At 51.5% G+C, this 16858-nt stretch carries 13 protein-coding genes; 2 read left to right on the top strand and 11 right to left on the bottom strand.

Translation table 11 applies throughout. The features are described 5' to 3' along the window. Nucleotides 1-18 precede the first annotated feature (18 nt). The 3 genes from EYB31_RS28950 to EYB31_RS28940 are packed head-to-tail and all read right to left on the bottom strand — an operon-like array spanning nucleotide 19 to nucleotide 4159. Nucleotides 19-891, bottom strand: coding sequence for a carbohydrate ABC transporter permease (locus EYB31_RS28950; protein ID WP_131016970.1), 873 nt, complete (start codon nucleotides 889-891; stop codon nucleotides 19-21). Then, entirely contained in the window at nucleotides 891-1817 is a 927-nt protein-coding gene (locus tag EYB31_RS28945) for an ABC transporter permease (protein WP_420819484.1), read from the bottom strand. Before EYB31_RS28945 ends, EYB31_RS28950 begins: the two co-directional genes overlap by 1 nt. Next, nucleotides 1814-4159, bottom strand: coding sequence for an AraC family transcriptional regulator (locus EYB31_RS28940; protein WP_131016968.1), 2346 nt, complete (start codon nucleotides 4157-4159; stop codon nucleotides 1814-1816). Before EYB31_RS28940 ends, EYB31_RS28945 begins: the two co-directional genes overlap by 4 nt. On the opposite strand from EYB31_RS28940, the gene EYB31_RS28935 reads away from it, so the two are divergent. Next, nucleotides 4158-4415 carry a hypothetical protein gene (locus EYB31_RS28935; RefSeq protein WP_131016967.1) on the top strand — a complete coding sequence of 86 codons (258 nt, stop codon included), beginning with the start codon at nucleotides 4158-4160 and terminating at the stop codon, nucleotides 4413-4415. The two genes, EYB31_RS28940 and EYB31_RS28935, sit on opposite strands and share 2 nt — an antisense overlap. A 325-nt stretch (nucleotides 4416-4740) precedes the next feature. Here EYB31_RS28935 and EYB31_RS28930 read toward each other — a convergent pair whose 3' ends face one another. The 3 genes from EYB31_RS28930 to EYB31_RS28920 all read right to left on the bottom strand — a co-directional run bounded on the left by EYB31_RS28930 (nucleotide 4741) and on the right by EYB31_RS28920 (nucleotide 8306). Then, on the bottom strand, nucleotides 4741-6279 hold the full coding sequence (locus EYB31_RS28930; protein ID WP_165452673.1) for an extracellular solute-binding protein: 1539 nt from the start codon (nucleotides 6277-6279) through the stop codon (nucleotides 4741-4743). Nucleotides 6280-6349: 70 nt separating this feature from the next. Continuing rightward, the gene (locus EYB31_RS28925) at nucleotides 6350-7228 is read right to left on the bottom strand and encodes a carbohydrate ABC transporter permease (RefSeq protein ID WP_131016965.1); all 879 of its coding nucleotides are present in this window, start codon (nucleotides 7226-7228) and stop codon (nucleotides 6350-6352) included. A gap of 124 nt (nucleotides 7229-7352) precedes the next feature. Further along, a complete protein-coding gene (locus EYB31_RS28920; protein WP_420819483.1) occupies nucleotides 7353-8306 on the bottom strand; it encodes an ABC transporter permease in 954 nt (317 codons plus the stop codon). Between the two features lie 420 nt (nucleotides 8307-8726). Here EYB31_RS28920 and EYB31_RS28915 point away from each other — a divergent pair, with 420 nt between their 5' ends. Continuing rightward, entirely contained in the window at nucleotides 8727-9587 is an 861-nt protein-coding gene (locus EYB31_RS28915; protein WP_240762977.1) for a phosphotransferase, read from the top strand. 145 nt (nucleotides 9588-9732) lie between these two features. Here the strand turns inward: EYB31_RS28915 and EYB31_RS28910 are convergent, their stop codons facing one another. The 5 genes from EYB31_RS28910 to EYB31_RS28890 form a co-directional block, all read right to left on the bottom strand. Next, nucleotides 9733-11175: a sulfatase family protein gene (locus EYB31_RS28910; RefSeq protein WP_131016963.1), complete on the bottom strand. Its 1443-nt coding sequence runs from the start codon at nucleotides 11173-11175 to the stop codon at nucleotides 9733-9735. A 105-nt stretch (nucleotides 11176-11280) separates the two neighbouring features. Continuing rightward, on the bottom strand, nucleotides 11281-12795 hold the full coding sequence (gene arfA, locus EYB31_RS28905) for an arabinosylfuranosidase ArfA (protein WP_240762975.1): 1515 nt from the start codon (nucleotides 12793-12795) through the stop codon (nucleotides 11281-11283). A gap of 42 nt (nucleotides 12796-12837) precedes the next feature. After that, complete coding sequence (locus tag EYB31_RS28900; RefSeq protein WP_131016962.1) at nucleotides 12838-14442, bottom strand: extracellular solute-binding protein; 1605 nt, start codon at nucleotides 14440-14442, stop codon at nucleotides 12838-12840. Between the two features lie 74 nt (nucleotides 14443-14516). Then, nucleotides 14517-15407 carry a carbohydrate ABC transporter permease gene (locus EYB31_RS28895; RefSeq protein WP_131016961.1) on the bottom strand — a complete coding sequence of 297 codons (891 nt, stop codon included), beginning with the start codon at nucleotides 15405-15407 and terminating at the stop codon, nucleotides 14517-14519. Nucleotides 15408-15417: 10 nt separating this feature from the next. Then, on the bottom strand, nucleotides 15418-16377 hold the full coding sequence (locus tag EYB31_RS28890) for an ABC transporter permease (protein ID WP_131016960.1): 960 nt from the start codon (nucleotides 16375-16377) through the stop codon (nucleotides 15418-15420). Nucleotides 16378-16858 lie beyond the last annotated feature (481 nt).

Raw genomic sequence — 16858 nt, 5'->3', positions numbered from 1 at the left:
ATGAGTTATTTTTCCTGCCTATTCCTTAATCGACCCCAGCATAACCCCTTTGGCAAAATGCTTCTGCAACAACGGATACACGAGCAAGATCGGCACGGTAGCGACAACGACCGCCGCCATCTTCAGCGTCTGCGCCGGAAGCTGCTGCTCGTTCATGATTTCCGCGGCCCCGGAGCCTTGCGACGAAGTCGAAGAGTCGATCAGTATATTTTGCAGCAATATTTGCAGCGGCCACTTTGTGGAATCGTTGATGTACAGCACCGCCGTAAAATACGTGTTCCAATATCCTACCGCATAAAACAATCCAAACGCCGCCATCGCCGGCAAAGAAAGCGGAAGGATGATGCGGAAGAAGATGCCGACGTCGTTGTAACCATCCATCATAGCCGCCTCTTCCAAGCTTGGCGGGATACTGTCGAAAAAGCTTTTCATCAAAAACACATACCAGCCGCTGCTGAGCGCAGGAATGATGAGCGACCATAAGCTGTTGATGAGTCCCAAATCTCTGACCAATATGTAATGCGGGATGATGCCCGGGCTGAACAAGATCGTAAACAAAATCATCAGCATCAGCGGCCGTCGGATTTTCAGCCTTTTGCGGGATAAACCGTAAGCAAGTGAAGCCGTCACTATCAAACTCAGCGCCGTGCCCACAACGGCCAAATACACACTGACTCCCGTGGCGTTCAAATACGCCGAAGTCGACAAGATGTACTTGTAAGAAAGCAGCGACCATTTTTCAGGAAACAACACGAAACCTTGTTTGCTGATATATTCCGCGGGATCGGTAAACGACACGACAAACACGTAATACAGCGGAAACAACGTCAAAATACCAACAATCCCGAGCAGAACTCCGTTTACGGCGCCAAACAACCGGCTTTCTTTCATCAGATCAACCCCTCCTCGCCGTACCGTTTGGCCAGCTTGTTGGCGATAATGACAAGCGCCAGTCCGATCACCGATTTAAACAGGCCGACAGCCGTGCTGTAGCTGAATTGCCCCTGCTGGATCCCGTTGCGGTAGACGTAAGTTTCGAACACATCGGCTACTTCAGACACCGCGCTGTTCATCATTAGGAACACTTGTTCGAATCCGACGTCCATGATGTGACCCAATCTTAAAATAAACAACGTCACGATAATATGGCGGATACCCGGCAAGGTCACGTGCCAGATTTGCCGAAACCGTCCGGCGCCGTCCATTTTGGCCGCTTCATACAGCTGCGGGTCAACACCCGCCATCGCCGCCAAATAAATAATCGTGCCCCAGCCGGTCTCCTTCCAGATGCTTTGCGTGGTCAGCAGCCACCAGAAGGCATCGGGATTGGTCAAGAAATTAAACGGCTTCAAGCCAAGTAGTGGAAGTATTTTATTCATAATGCCCCCGCTCTGGGACAACATCAGGAACGTAATGCCGGATATGATGACCCAGGATAAAAAATGCGGCAAATACACGACCGACTGGATCACCCGCTTATATAAAGCGGACCGCAGTTCATTAAGCATCAAAGCAATTAATATCGGCATCGGAAAATAAAACACAATGCTCATCGCGCTGATTACCATCGTATTTCGGAACAGCAGCATAAAGTCGGGATTGCCGAACAGATGGATAAAATGCTCGAAGCCAACCCACGGGCTTTTCCACACGCCTATGTAAGGGGAATACTCCTGAAACGAAATAACGATCCCCCACATCGGCACATATTTAAAAATGATAAAATACAGCGTTCCCGGAAATATCAGCAAATAAAGAAACAAATCTTTTCTTATTCCGGATAAAAGCTTCATGCGGGCGCTCCTTCCCAAACTCAATTTCTGTCGGCATATTTCTCGCGGTACTGGCCCGGCGTCATCTCTTCGCGTTTCTTAAAGATCCGATTGTAATAGGTCGGCTGATAACCTACCTGCTCGGCAATATCGTTGATTTTCATATCGGTGCTGAGCAGCAGCTCCTTCGATTTCTCCAGCCGCAAATTCGTCAAATAATCGATAAAATTAACCCCTGCCGTCTGCCGGAAGCTCGCGCTTAATTTCTGAGGATACGTGCCGAACCGCTCGGCACACGCCTCCAGCGAAATGTCGGTCATATAGTTTTCCTGCAGCAAAGCGATCACCTTGTCGACGATTTGCTTGGTCTGCAAATCTTTGATCGACTGCATCTCGGCAATAAACGGATCGATCAGCTTGTACTTAAACCACTCCAGCATAGCGGCCGGCTCGCGGATTTGCAGCAGTTGCTCGAACATATTGGCATCCCTGTACGTAATTTGCGGACTGCAGCCGATTTGCAGCATTGCAAACTGAACGTTGCCAAGCAATTGCAGCATACCCTGCTGGATGAAAAACTCCTTGCTCGATTTCGCCTGCAGCGCTGCCAGAAACTCTTCGGCATGCCGCATCGACTGCTCCCGCAGCCCCATCTGCATGGATTGCACAAGCATTTTTTCTTCGATAAACGGATAATGCGGGGAATGCTCGCCTCTCATCACGATGTCCTCCGAATCCATGATGGCGTGCTCCATCTCGATGTCCCGATATCTGACCGCCTGGCGCGTATCCTCCAAAATAACCGGAATATGCTTCAGCGATGCGGCAATCCGGCTGATGCCGATGACCACCTGCAGCTTCAAATAATCTTGCAGCGGTTCGATCAGCATCCGGGCGAATTCGAACAATTCCGATTTTACCTGCTCTTTGGTCATCTCCGTCGGTGAGAAAAACAATACGCCGATCGTCAAATCCTGAAAGTTGATGACTTGAACTTGCCTGGACAGCTGTCCGGCCAATTCACCGGCGATATTTGCGGCGGCAAATGTAATTAACTGTTCATCCCCTTGAGAAAAGTTATGATACGAATGACTAAACCCATGCAGCTGCACGACCAGCATCGCATATTGCCGGTTGCCGCTTTCGATATGGAATTGCTCCAGCTCTTCGCGGATCCGGTATTCCGGAAGCGAATTCAAGTGGCCTTGAACCAGTTGCAGCAGAAAGCCCTCCCGCAGCGCCGGCTCCGCCCGCTCCATTCTAAATTGCAGATCGGTTCGTTCGCGGTTCAAATAATTCCACCTGTTCTCAATGTAATCCACTTCGCTCCGGGCGTTTTCCTTCAAGTTCCTTGCGTCCGCCCCCGAGCCGAATACACGCATCAAATGCTGAAGCGGCCGATACAGCTGTTTGGAGGCAAACCAGGATAAAAGAACCGATACAAGCAGCCCGAGCGCGCTTGCCGCCAGCGGCAGTCTGGAAATCATCTCAACCGGTTTGGTCAGATGGGATAAAGGAGTTGCCGACACGTACATCCATCCGGTATTTTTCAGCTTGCCGTAAGAAACCACATACGTCTCCCGCTCCGCCGAATAAAAAAACGAACCGCTCTCGTTGCCGTTCTTGACCACCTCACCCCGGATCAGCTCATCCAACGCCGATACGCCGACGCCGCTCTTCATCGTTTGCCGGCTGCCATTCACCAAATAAGTCCCGTTTCCATTCAGCAGAAAACCGGTCCCTTGTCCCTCCGGATTGAGCTGCTGCAGCAAACCCTTCAGCTCGTCCTGGTTCAAATCGACGATAAGCACCCCGGCAGCTGGTTCTGCCGCTTCAATCGGCACCTTTTGAATCAGCGATACGGAAAGCGCCTTTTTTTCACTGCGGCTATGCGGCAAAGCGTCGTTCCAAAATATAAACGACGGCTTCTGAAGCAAGGAAGCGTACGGCTCCAGCTCGCTTCGGTCACGGATCGTGCGGGTGCCGTTTTCTCCGTCAATCAGCAGGTTCCCCTCCTGATTGAGAAATAAGGAAACTTGGTTAATGAGCGGATTCGAGCTTTTCATCACGATCAGTTGGTTATACAAATCCAGCGTAAACCGCACATCCTGCGTAAGCTTGTGCGATTTCAGTTCCTTAAACACCGGATTGTACGCCCACTGATTAACCGTAAATTTGAGATGTACCAGCTGCGCGTCCATCCTTTCCGATACTTGCTCGAATTGAAGCTTCTGCGTCCGGCCGACCTCCCTTTCAATTTCGCGAACTCCGATGTAATAGGTGAGCACAGTCAGCAGCGCCAGTGGAATGCTGGAAATGAGCAGGGTGATGATTAAGCTTTTGTGGAAGAAGCTGACGTTTTTTTGCGGTCTAGCGTTTTTTTTCATGTACCGTAACCCTTTCTTCCAGCTGCTTACGGCAACTATAATGCAACTGCCGGTTGCCTACAACTGGACATTTTTCGTTGGCGCCGATTTTGCCATTGCACATTTTTCGCGCGATGGATTGCACTTTTTTACTGCCGGAAAATGCCGGTGTGACGGGCTTCTTCGCGAAAACGACTGGATGTGTGCAAACATATTTGCGGCTTATCTGGAACTTTCCTTATCGGCAAAAAGCTTCATTCGCACTCCATCGCTTTAAAGTAAAGAGCTAAACTATCTTTATTTCTAAACGTATAAGCTCCATTATGTTAACGAAAAAAAGCTGCACAGGGCAGCTTTTTTTATTATGCTTATGCAAGGCTTTTTTCCGCGGCCCAACGTACGCTGTTGAGCACAAGCCGCCTGACGGCTTCCGGTTTCAATGAATCGGCGTTATGTCCCGGCTGCAAATAGATGACGTGGCTCACCACGGCAGCGCGCTGCCCGTATCGGCTTCGATATACAGCGGCTGCTCGTACGTTTCCTCTTTGCGCTCGGCGATCCGCTGCAAAATGTTGGCTGCCTCCTGTTCCGGCGTCCCCATATTACTTGCCGTTTTTGGCGTATTGCGCGCTGAATTCCTCGATCACTTTATCGCCGCCCGCGTTTCTCCACTGCTCGATCGTTTGCTTCCAGCCCGCTTCGTCCATCTTGCCCAAAATAAATTTCGTGCGGGCGTCGTCGATCAGCTGCTTTAATTCGCTGCCTTTAGTCGTTTGCGTTTCGGAAACAAGCGGGTTCGTCGGATTGTTCACGGCAATCGCTTCGTTGTCTCTGATCATCTTGTTGTATTTTTCCATCAGCGGTGTTTCTTTGCCCGTCGTCTTGGCCGTATATTTTGCTACCTGCAGCTGCAAATAGTTGGAGCCAACCTCGGTGTCCTGCAGCTTCTGATCGATAAATACCGGCTTGCCGTCTTCCATCTTGTAATGCCGGCCTTCAATCCCCCAGCCAAGTAAATCAAGCATCGACTGATCGGATAACTTGTCATAGAACGCTAAAATTTGTTTCAGCTCAGCTTCGGATTTTACACTCGATTTTGGGAACATAAATACGCTGTTGTAGCCGAGACCGCCCGGAGAGCGTTCGCCTTTTGGCCCGTTGATACGGCTCACGACGTCCACATCGGCGTCCGGGAACGTCTTTGTAATCGTCGCCTGGTACGTCGCCGCGTCGATCATGTTGGAAATGACCGCGCCTGCCTTGCCTTGGTTGATGTCGTCTCTTTTTTGCTGGTTGTTCAGCACAGGAAAGTCCTGTTTGATCAGCTTTTCATCGTACAGCTTTTTGTAAAACTTCATCGCTTCAAAATATTCCGGAGCCAAGAAATCCGGGCTCAGCTTGCCGTCTTTTACTTCCCAGCCGTTTGGCGCTCCCATGAAGGAAGCGATGACGCCAAAGCCGTCCATCGTTTTTTCTTCCGTCAAGCCGACCGTGTCCTGCTTCCCGTTTTTATCCGGATCGTTCAGCGCAAACGCTTTAAACATATTGTACAGATCGTCCACCGTTTTCGGTTCGCTGAGGCCGAGATTTTTCAGCCAGTCGCTGCGGTAAATGATGCCGTACGTGGACAGATCGCGGGCGCGGTACAGTCCGTATATTTTACCATCAACCTTGATGTTGTCGAACACGCTTTTGTTCATCTTGGCCAAGTTCGGGTAATCGTTCAAATACGGGCCGATCTCCCAGAACACGCCGGCGCGGACAGCACTTAATATGTTGGAATCTTTATTGTTTTGCACAAGCAGCGCTTTGGGCATTTCGCCGGAGGCGATTGTGACGTTGACTTTATCCTTGTAGGAGGAAGTGGGAACCCAGGCAATGTCCAGCTTCGTATTGGTGTAAGCTTCGATTTTCTTCTGCACGTCGCTGTCCGCTTTCGGCGGCTCCGCGTACATCAAACTCATGATGCTTAAGTTCAGCGGCCCTTTGTTTTCCGCTGCCGTATTGCCTCCGGCTCCTGCCGCCGCAGGGGTTTGCCCTGCGCCGCCGTTGTTTCCGCAGCCTGCCAGCAATGCGGATGCGCCTACGACGATGCCCATGGTCATCAGGCCTGCTTTTTTCATTTGGTTTCGTTTGTTCATTGCGGTATTGCCTCCCCTAATGTTCATTGTATGTGAACGATTCTCCGCGTACAAGCCCCCGGAGACCGTCTCAACCTTTTACCGAGCCAAGCAGTACCCCTTTGGCAAAATGCTTTTGCAGGAAAGGATACACCAGCAAAATCGGCACCGTCGATACGACGATAACGGCCATCTTAATAATTTGCGGCGGAGGCGCCACAAAGTTCTGATCAAACTGCGTCGAGTCGCCGATCCCGCCTTGGGACAAAATGACGATTTGCCGCAGCCACACCTGAATCGGCCACATTTTGGCGTCGTTGATGTACAAGATCGCACTGAAAAACGTGTTCCAATGCCCCACCGCGTAAAACAAAGCAAAAGTCGCGAGCACCGGAGCCGATAACGGCAGCACGATGCGGAAGAGCAAGCCGAGATCGTTGCAGCCGTCGATTTTGGCCGCTTCCTCCAGCCCTTCCGGCAGCTGCCGGAAAAAGCTGACCACCACAATCAAGTTAAACGCGCTGATCGCATTGGGCAGCAGCAGCGACCAGTAACTGTTCAGCAGCCCCAGCGACTTGACGACCAGAAAAGTCGGCAATATGCCACCGTTAAACAGCATCGTAAACACAACAAGCATCATGCATACTCTTTTACCGTCAAAGTCCTGCCGTGACAGCGGATAAGCGAGCAGCGAAGTAAACAGCAAATTGACCACAGTACCCGCCAAGGTAATGCCAATCGTCACAAACAAGCTGTGCACAATCGTGATGGTAGAGAAAATATATTTGTACCCTTCCAGCGAATAGGTCGTCGGAACAAGGATAAACCCCCGCCGCAGCACCTCTTCCGGTTCGGCAAACGACACCGCTACGATGTAAATAAACGGAATGATCGTCACCAGCGCGATCAAGGTCAAGAAACTGTAGTTCAAGCCGTCAAAAATGCGGCTGCCGATTCCTCTATGGACCATCTTCAACTTATTCCTCCTACGAGCTTTACTTCGTAAAGCTCACTTCGTAAGCAGTTGCTGAGCTTTACGAAGTAAAGCTGCTTCGTAAGCATTGTCTTCATACAAGCGTTCATCCACGCTCGTCTTAATATAAGCCGCTTTCGCCAAATTTTTTGGCCATCCGGTTTGCACCGACAACAAGCACCAGCCCGATAAGCGACTTGAATAAGCCAACGGCCGTACTGTAGCTGAATTGCCCCTGCTGAATACCGACGTTATACACATAGGTATCGAACACTTCGCCGACATCGCGGTTCATCGAGTTCAGCATCAGAAACACTTGTTCAAAGCCCGTGTCCAAGAAGGAGCCTAGTCTCAAAATAAACAAGATCACGATGACGCTGCGGATCGCCGGAAGCGTGATGTGCCACAGCTGGCGGAAGCGTCCCGCCCCATCGATTCTCGCGGCCTCATACAGCTGCGGGTCAACTCCGGCCAACGCGGCAAGGAAAATAATCGTACCCCAGCCGGTTTCCTTCCATATCACCTGTGATACGATCATCGTACGGAACCATTCCGACGAAATCAGAAACTCGATCTTCGGAAAACCCGCGGAAGCCAACATGTCGTTAACAATACCGCCCTCTGTGGTGAAAAAAATGTACGAGATCCCGACCACGACCACCCACGATACGAAGTGGGGAATGTATACGATCGTCTGGATCGTCCGCTTGAACACTTCTTTGCGGACTTCATTAAGCAGCAATGCCAGAACGATCGGCAGCGGGAAAAAAAACACCAGATTGTACACGGCGAGGATCAGTGTGTTTTTGAACAGCATCGCAAACGAAGCGTCGAAGAAAAACCGCTCGAAATGCTTGAACCCGACCCAATTGCTGTGCAGCATGCCAAGCGAAGGCTGATAATCCTGAAAAGCGATCAGCAGTCCCCACATCGGAACATATCTGAAAATAATAAAGTAGAGCATTCCCGGAATTGCCATCAGATACAGCCACCTGTTTTTCATCAGACGTGCTAACCTTCGGCGGGCATTGCTCCTGACGGCCGTGGTTACCGGCGCAGAAGTCATTTCCACCATTTCTCGTCCCCCTTGCTTCAAGTTGAAAGTTGATAGCCACAGCATATCCGCGCTGCAAGTTGCCTTCAATAATCAGCAGCGCTCTACTAGCATCACAGACGGGAAACTACGGGAGAATCTAAAAAAATTACAAGGATAATACGGTTCATTTTAGGGGAGATAATCACTTGCGGCCTTGAGAATAATCATTGAAGACAGAGCGGTAAGAGTGGATTCCGGGGGTGAGAGGCTTATCCTTGGGGTTTATGCCGTTTATGCTCGGGATGGAACGCGAAAGATTATATGAGGAAATAATGGTTCCATTTAAATAGTAATCATTTTGTACCAACGGAGAAGGCGGTTTTGATGTTACCCTTAAGTTAATTATTACTTTAGTTATGGTGGTGAAAAATGGAGATAGATGCACTAATATCCAATCTGTTGTTTGCTGTTGAAAAAATGGGACTGACCGGAATAACTCCTAACGTGCTAAGCCAAGGCGGGAACCTGATTGTTCATCTTGCGCCCCATCCGGTGGTGGCGCGAATGGCCGTGGTTCGTTCGCAAGAGTACCCGTATGAAGCATATAGGATGCTTGATCGGGAAATTCAGGCCGTCAGCCATCTGCATGCCAAAGGTGTCCCTGTACTTTTGCCAACAAACCTTATAGAACCAAAACCACACGATATCGGAGGCATCTGGACAACGTTCTGGACCTACGTCCCCCCAGTGAATTTGCCGTCACCTTCGTCGCCGGAAGCCCTTGGACTTGTATCGGCTCTCTCCGTTGGGATTGCCGATTTCCCTCAAGAGCTTCCCCAACTTGGCGTTTGGGAACAAACGTGCCTTTCGGCAGCGAGACTGCGGCAGCAATCCGATCGACGCGTACAAGCGCTTTTGCAAACGTTCGAGCGGATCGATGAGCAGATGCGTACGGAAACCCGGCAGCTTGTACCGTGCCATGGCGACGCCCACAGAAGAAATTTGCTGCCAAGCCCCGCATGCTGGCTTTGGACCGATTTTGAAGATATGTCGCGAATGCCCGCTTATTGGGATCTCGCTTCCTATGTCGGCAATCTTGTTTTATTAGGCGGAATGGAGGAGCCGACATTCAACTTCGTATGGAATAACGTCGGCAATGAAGCCAAGCGCCATGCTTTTAGTTTTGCCTTGATTGCTCGGACGCTGATGTCCACATTAGGTAACTTGGATTTTGCGCTTGCAGGACGCGGCGATATGGAGTTTGCGGAGCGGCAGTTGGAATTGGCGGGCGGATTTATACGTCAAATGGGAAATGTATGATATTGCCTGCTTTAATGCCTGCTCTACGGACGATGCCAGCGGGTTGCATCACTTACCTTCACTTGCATAGTGTGCATCGGATGACATCATCCGTCGAAACAGGCTTACAAAGCGGCTAATAACGGGTGCAGCCGAAAGAACTATATCACCACTCGGCCAATCTTTCCGGCAGCGGGTCGACGGTCCAGGCCATCCGGTCCGTCAGCTGTTCCAGCAGCTGCGCCTTGATTTCGCTGTAGGACGGATCGCGGTACAAATTGCGGCTTTCTCCCGGGTCCAGCTCCAGATCGTACAACTCGCCGTCCGCTGTCGAATGCACCCGGACCAGCTTGTATCGGCCGTCAAACACCATCGTGCACTGCGGGGGGAGATCGGGATGCCACGGCTGGGCGTTGTAATATTCGCAATACACGCTGTCCCTGTGCATATTCACGTCGGTCCCGCCGATCAGCAGCGGCCAAAGCGAACGGCCCTGAATGCCCGGATACAGAGGCAGACCGGAGGCGGCAAGCAGCGTAGGAGCGATATCCACCAATTCCACCAGTGCTTTGCTGCGCACATCCTGCTTGATTTGGCCCGGCCAAGCAACGATCAGCGGAACACGCACCAGCTCTTCATAGAAATACGGACCCTTCCAATAAATCCCGTGATCGCCCAACATCTCCCCATGATCGGACATAAAAATAACGATCGTATGGTCCAGTTCTCCGGATTGCTCCAGCTCATCCAGCAGCCGCCCGACCTGCGAATCGAGATGCTCCAGCATCGCCCATTGCGAGGCACGGGCAGCTCTGTGTTCAAGCTCGGACATGTCCCGGAAGCGGAACATCGGCACGAAGTTATACGCGCTTTCGCTGTCGATCCGCTGGTATAGCGGTTTATCGTCCAGCTCGCCTTCCGTGTAGTTCGGCAGCGGAATTTGCTCCGACAACGCCATATATTTATCCATCAGCGCTTTGGGCGGATCAAACGGATGGTGCGGATCGTAATAGTTCAGCGAGAAAAACCACGGATTGCCGTGTTTCCGGTTGGCACGGATAAAAGCCAGCGCTTCGTCCGTGCACCAAGTGCCCTGGCGCTCCTCGGGGTCGTTGCCGTAAAACGTCTGCCGCACGCCGGGGATCGGGTCCCGCTTAAGCGCCGATCCCTTTTTGTCGAGCCACATCAAGTATTCGTCCAGCGCCCACGAATGGCCGCCTACGGCATGCGACCAATGAAACGCATGGTAGCCATCGTCGATGCGTTCCTCCACGCCTTTGCAGACGTCCGGATGACACGGCGCCAGATGAAGTTTGCCGGCGAGGCCGCACACATATCCTTGCTCGGCAAACATTTTTGAAATCAGCTTTTCGTCGGCCGGCATCTTCTGGCCGTTCTGCCGTAGCCGCGTCGTCCGCGAATATCTGCCTGTCATAAAACTGGCCCGGCTAGGCGTGCACACCGGACTTTGGCAATAAGCACGTTCGAACAGCGTTCCCATGGAGGCCAGCCGGTCGATATTCGGCGTATGCACCAGCTCGTTGCCGTAGCAGCCCAGCGTATCGGTTCTTTGTTGATCGGTGCAAATCCAAAGCACATTTGGTTTCATTGCCCATCATCCCCTGTTTACATAAATAAATCAGGGAGAAGCGACCACGCGGCTCCCCCTGATGGTTTGACGATATCATTTGAACAAAAAGCGCTTCAGGGAAAACTACCTCGCGGTCCGCCTAACGCGGATCACGTTCCACGACATCGGCTCAAGCGTGGCCGTACATACGTTATTGTCGATCCGCTGCGACGCAAGCTGCTCCGGCACGATGAGATCCGGCTGTGCCGCCGAATTGAACGCGCCGCTGTCCTCGCTGCGCATCACGATCCGCTCGCACACACCATATTCCCCGAAACCCCGGAGTTCAACGGACAGCTCCAGTTCATCCGACACACTGCGGTTGACGGCAAAAATCGTAATATCTCCCGTCTGCTCATCCATCACCGCGACGGAATCCAGCATCGGCGCTTCCGTGAAATCGCGGGTAGTAACGCCCGGCACTTGCGCCATCACGTTCAGCGCCATCCCTCTGCCGAATAGCGATGCGTGCAGATACGGATAATATACCGTTTGCTTCCAGGCAGCACCGCTTGCGTCCGTCATGATCGGGCCAAACACGTTGACGAGCTGAGCCAGACAAGCGATTCTTACGCGGTCGCTGTGCTTGAGCAGCGAAATCAACATATTGCCGAACACTACGGCGGCCGCCATCGAATAATTGCCTTCGCAAAGCGCCGGCGCGAAGATCCACGGCTCGGCGTTGTTTTTTTTCCAGGTACCGGGTACGACGTTCCATTCGTCAAAGGAAAGGTACATTACTTTGTCCGAACGTTTCTTCGCTTTCACATAATCGCAGGTCGCCGTTATCGCTTCAATATAACGGTCCATATGAATGGCCTTCAGCGCGTAATTGTCCAGTTCCTCTTCCTTGTTCTCCAGATACATATGAACGGAGAGGAAATCGGCTACGTCGTAAGTCAGCTCCATCACCGTAGCGTCCCACTGCGGGAATGTCGGCAGATGGATGCTGGAGCTGCCACAAGCGACAAGCTCGATCGAAGGATCGATCCGCTTCATCACCTTGGCGGTCTCTCTGGCCAAAGTGCCGTATTCTTCGGCGGACTTGTTGCAAATTTGCCACGGTCCGTCCATTTCATTGCCTAGACACCATACCTTGTAGCCATAAGGCTCCGAGCGGCCGTGCTGCTTGCGCAGCTCGCTGAAGGCGGTGCCGCCGCGCACGTTGCAGTATTCCAGCAGCTGCGCCGCGGCTTCAACGCCGCGGGTGCCGAGGTTCACCGCCATCATCACCTCCGAGCCGGCGCGGCCCGCCCAACCGTCAAATTCGTCAAGCCCGACCTGATTTGGCTCGATACTTTTCCAAGCGGCATCCATCCGCACCGGGCGCTCTGATTTCGGGCCAACGCTGTCCTCCCAGCGGAAGCCCGATACGAAGTTGCCGCCGGGATAACGGATGATCGGCACTTGCAAATCCTGCACCATGGACAGCACATCCCGCCGGAAGCCGCTCTCATCCGCCTCCGCGTGCTGCGGATCGTAAATGCCGCCGTAGACGCACCGGCCCATGTGCTCGATGAAACCTCCATAGATGCGGGGATCGATTTGGGCTATCGTAACATCTTTATCGATGACTGCTTTTCCCCGTTGTAAAGCCAATGTGACCCCTCCTTTAGCTCCTGTCAGGCAGCTAAGCTGCTTTTACTTTTTTACCAGCGTGTTTAACGCGTCCTGATATTGGGCTTCCAGCTTGTCGATGCCCATCTTCTTTAAAGTGTCCTTGTATTTGTCCCAGGTGTCGAAGGAAGCGTCGCCGATAATAAATTTGGCCTGCATTTCTTTAATGTACGTGTCGATATCGGTGCGCAGCCCGTTGATTTGGTCCTGCTTTTCCTTCGCCAGCAGCGGCATCGAATGATGGTTTTTGGTAATGTAATCCTTCACTGTCTTGAAGTCGTCCGGTCTTGTCGTTCCTTCCATCATCGGACTCAGCTGCTTTTCGGTGTAATATCCGAACTCCATGCCGCCTGGCCAAATCGTCCGTGCGCCAACCTCTACGGCAAACCCTTTTTGGCTGTTCAAAATTTCCGGCTTGTAATGCAACGTGCCGTCGCCGGCTTTGGTGTACGTATCGCCTTCTTGGCCGCCCATATACAGCAAGGTTGCTCCTTCGTCGCCGTAGAAGTAGTCAAGCAAACGCATCGTCGCTTCCGGGTTTTTGTTCGCTTTCGTAATTGCCGCTTTGGCTCCGCCGGTATTCGGGTCTTGGCGCATATTCCACAATTGGTCGCCATCCGGTCCTTTGAGCGGAGTGATGCCCTTATAATCTTTGGCAAATTTGCCGGCGTTCTGAGCGGTCAGCAGCGGAGTGAAGCCGACGCGGTTGGCGGCCAACTTACCGAAGTACAGCTGATCCGTCTGCGTAAATATTTCTTTATCCATCAAACCTTCCGCATACAGCTTGTGCGCGTACTGGAGCAGCTGCTTGTATTTGTCGTCCGTCACCCAAATATGCAGTTTGTTTGCGCTGTCCACATTGGTGTAATAGTCAAGATTGCGCTCCAGGCCAAACATTCCTTCCAGTCCGCGCATCGCCCAATCCAGGTTGTGAGCGGAATACGGGATTTCGTCGGCGCTGCCGCTGCCGTTCGGATCCTTTTCCTTGAACGCTTTCAGCAGCTGATACAGGTCGTCGCTTGTCTTTGGCACCTGCATGCCTACTTTAGTCGTCCAGGTCATGTTCAGCATCGGAAAACGCGGAATGCCGATCAAGTCATAATCGATAATGCGCGGCAATGCGTAAATGTGCCCGTCCGGCGCGGTAATCGCCGCTTTCATCTCCGGCTTTTTGGCGAGCAGCGCTTTCAAATTCGGGGCGTACCCGTCAATCAGCTTCTCCAGCGGGATCAGAATGCCCTGGGAACCGTATTTGATCACATCATCCTGCGGAATAACACCCTTGATGAAGAAGTCCGGCAAATCGCCGCTGGCAATGGCCAAGTTCACTTTCTCCGTTGCATCCTGCAGGGCCGGCGTCGTCCAATCGACATGAATATTCGTCTTCTCTTCCACTTGCTTCCACAAAGCCATTTGCGCGTAGTCCCCCAGCTGCGCATCTTTGCGGGCAAACCCTTTCAGCGTAACTTTGTCTTTGACGATAGGAAAAGCGGACGGATCAACCTTGTTGGCGTTGGCCGCCGGCTTCGCCTCCGGAGCCGCCTCTTTGGAACAACCCAACACGCCTGCCGACAGCAGGACGACGGTGGATAATGCCAAAACCTGCTTCTGTTGCAACTTTAACTTCATCCTTTTGACCTCCCATAATGTTTATATGTTATATGTTCCAGGCTGCTGACAAGCTGCGTTTCTCCTGCGCCGGCTCAGCCTTTAACGGACCCTACTAATGCGCCTTTCACAAAGTACCGCTGCAAAAACGGATATAAAACAAGCATCGGCAAGCTGGCTACGACAATCATAGCATACTTGATGCCTTCCGCCTGAAACAGCCGGTCGGTGAACCCATTGTCCAGCGTGGCGAAATCGTCCACCTTCGAAGAGATCAAGATGTCCCGCAGCACAAGCTGCAGCGGATACCTTTTGGCATCGGACAAATAAATCAGCGCCTGGAAAAAATCGTTCCAATGATGGACCGAATAATACAACGCGATGACCGCAAGGATCGGCTTGCACACCGGAAGTACGATGCTCCACAAATACCGCACGTTGGTGCAGCCGTCGATAAAAGCCGATTCCTGCAGCTCCTTTGGCAGCGTGCTCATAAAATACGTGCGCATGACGATCAGGTTAAACGTGTTGATCGCACCCGGCAGCACCATAGCCCAGACCGTGTTGACCATGCCGAGCTGCTTGACGACCAGGTACGTCGGAATGATGCCGCCTTGGAAATACATCGTAAAAATAAGCAGCCCCAGAATCGCCTTGCCGCCGCGTAAATCCGAACGGGACAGCGGGTATGCCGCCAGCACGGTCAAAATCACGTTAATCGACGTGCCCAGCGCCGTATACAGCAGCGTATTGCGGTAGCCGATCCACACGCTGGCGTTTTCGAACACCTTGCCATAGGATTGCAGTGTCAATGCCTGCGGCCAAAACCAGATGTGCCCTTGCGCTACCAGATAAGGGCTGCTGAACGAGCTGCTCAGCACATTCAGCAGCGGGAGCAGCACAAACAGCGTGATACATGTGATTAAAATATAAAGGACAATGGAGAACCAGAAATCAGCGTTTGCCCATTTGCTTCGTTCCGTCACGTCAACCCTCCTACCATAGACTGTTGTTTGTCAGACGTTTGATTACCGTATTGGCGATAACAAGCAACGTGACGTTGATTAGCGTGTTGAACAGTCCAACGGCCGTCGACAAGCTGTAGTTGCCCTGCAAAATACCGGTGCGGTATACGTAAGTGGAAATTACGTCGCTCGCCTCCAAATTTAGCGGATTTTGCAGCAGCAATATTTTTTGAAAGCCGACGTCAAGCAAGCTGCCGATTTGCAGTATAAATAACACCACAATCGTTGAGAAAATGCCCGGAATGGAAACGTAGATAATCTTTTTCCACCGGCTGGCTCCATCCATCGTTGCCGCTTCGTACAACTCCGGGTTGATGCCGGCCAGCGCCGCGATATAAATGATCGCAGACCACCCGGTATGCTGCCATACATTCGATATAACGTAAATCGTCTTGAAGTAATCTGGATTGGTCAGCAGACTGGCTTTCTCCCCACCAAACCACGACATTATCGTTGTTACGAAGCCGTCAGGCGATGTAAAAACATTAATCATGCCGGCCACGACGATGACGGATACGAAATGCGGAAAATACGTAACGTTCTGGACAAACTTTTTGAGCTTCATCAATTGAATCTCGTTTAACAGCAAAGCCAGCATAATCGGCATCGGAAAACCGACGGCCAGTGCGTATAAGCTGATTTCGATCGTATTGCCGATCAGCCTGCCGAAATAATAAGACGAGAAGAATCGCTCGAAGTGGGTAAAACCCGCCCACGGACTGTCCCATATGCCAAGCGAAGCGGAAAAATCTTTAAACGCAATCTGAAGCCCGTAGATCGGCTGCAGCTGAAAAATAATATAATAGATCAGCACCGGAACGAGCATCAAATACAAATCGTAGTTGCGTGTAAACGACTTCCAGTCGATCCCGCGCCGGGTCCTCCGGCTTGCCGGACGCTCCGGCAATGTGTTCAAAGTCGAGTTGCTCATAAGTCAAAATTCACCTCCTTGCGAGTTTCCCGATTCTTGGCGGCCTGATTCCTGATTGTATTATGCTGAATTGGCGGGGTTTACGTAAATATGCGAAAGAACACTCCATATGTAAGCGATTTCAATTCTGGTGGCAACAGCCATTACCGCTGTTGTGATGGCGTATCGGTGTCTGATGAAAATAAAGTTTTCTTAGTCAACCAACTAGCGATGGATAATAATTTTCTTCACATCAGAATAAAGAGTGATCCGAATTCAGAGTTTTTTTTTATAAAGGGTTCGGGGCGATCGTTATAGAAGAATTCCCTTCGACTGTGAGACCTGATATGAAACTCCCAGTGAGTTTGTATCTTAAGCAGGCTTAACGGGCCGTTTAGTTTGAATTGGCGTAGAAATTAACTTAAAAAATACGCAAAGGCTGCCGAATCTACCGGCAGCCTTTGATAAATCCATAGTGAATAAATCATCATCAATACCTTGT

This window comes from Paenibacillus thalictri (genome assembly GCF_004307995.1).
Taxonomy (GTDB): Bacteria; Bacillota; Bacilli; order Paenibacillales; family NBRC-103111; genus Paenibacillus_AF; species Paenibacillus_AF thalictri.
This window is presented reverse-complemented; position numbering and strand designations above follow the sequence as displayed.

Excerpts from the sequence above, each read along its gene's own strand:
- EYB31_RS28950 (WP_131016970.1), bottom strand. The coding sequence starts at position 891 with ATGAAAGAAAGCCGGTTGTTTGGCGCCGTAAACGGAGTTCTGCTCGGG.
- EYB31_RS28935 (WP_131016967.1), top strand. The coding sequence starts at position 4,158 with ATGTACCGTAACCCTTTCTTCCAGCTGCTTACGGCAACTATAATGCAA.
- EYB31_RS28940 (WP_131016968.1), bottom strand. The coding sequence starts at position 4,159 with ATGAAAAAAAACGCTAGACCGCAAAAAAACGTCAGCTTCTTCCACAAA.
- EYB31_RS28930 (WP_165452673.1), bottom strand. The coding sequence starts at position 6,279 with ATGAACAAACGAAACCAAATGAAAAAAGCAGGCCTGATGACCATGGGC.
- EYB31_RS28925 (WP_131016965.1), bottom strand. The coding sequence starts at position 7,228 with ATGGTCCATAGAGGAATCGGCAGCCGCATTTTTGACGGCTTGAACTAC.
- EYB31_RS28920 (WP_420819483.1), bottom strand. The coding sequence starts at position 8,306 with ATGGTGGAAATGACTTCTGCGCCGGTAACCACGGCCGTCAGGAGCAAT.
- EYB31_RS28910 (WP_131016963.1), bottom strand. The coding sequence starts at position 11,175 with ATGAAACCAAATGTGCTTTGGATTTGCACCGATCAACAAAGAACCGAT.
- EYB31_RS28900 (WP_131016962.1), bottom strand. The coding sequence starts at position 14,442 with ATGAAGTTAAAGTTGCAACAGAAGCAGGTTTTGGCATTATCCACCGTC.
- EYB31_RS28890 (WP_131016960.1), bottom strand. The coding sequence starts at position 16,377 with ATGAGCAACTCGACTTTGAACACATTGCCGGAGCGTCCGGCAAGCCGG.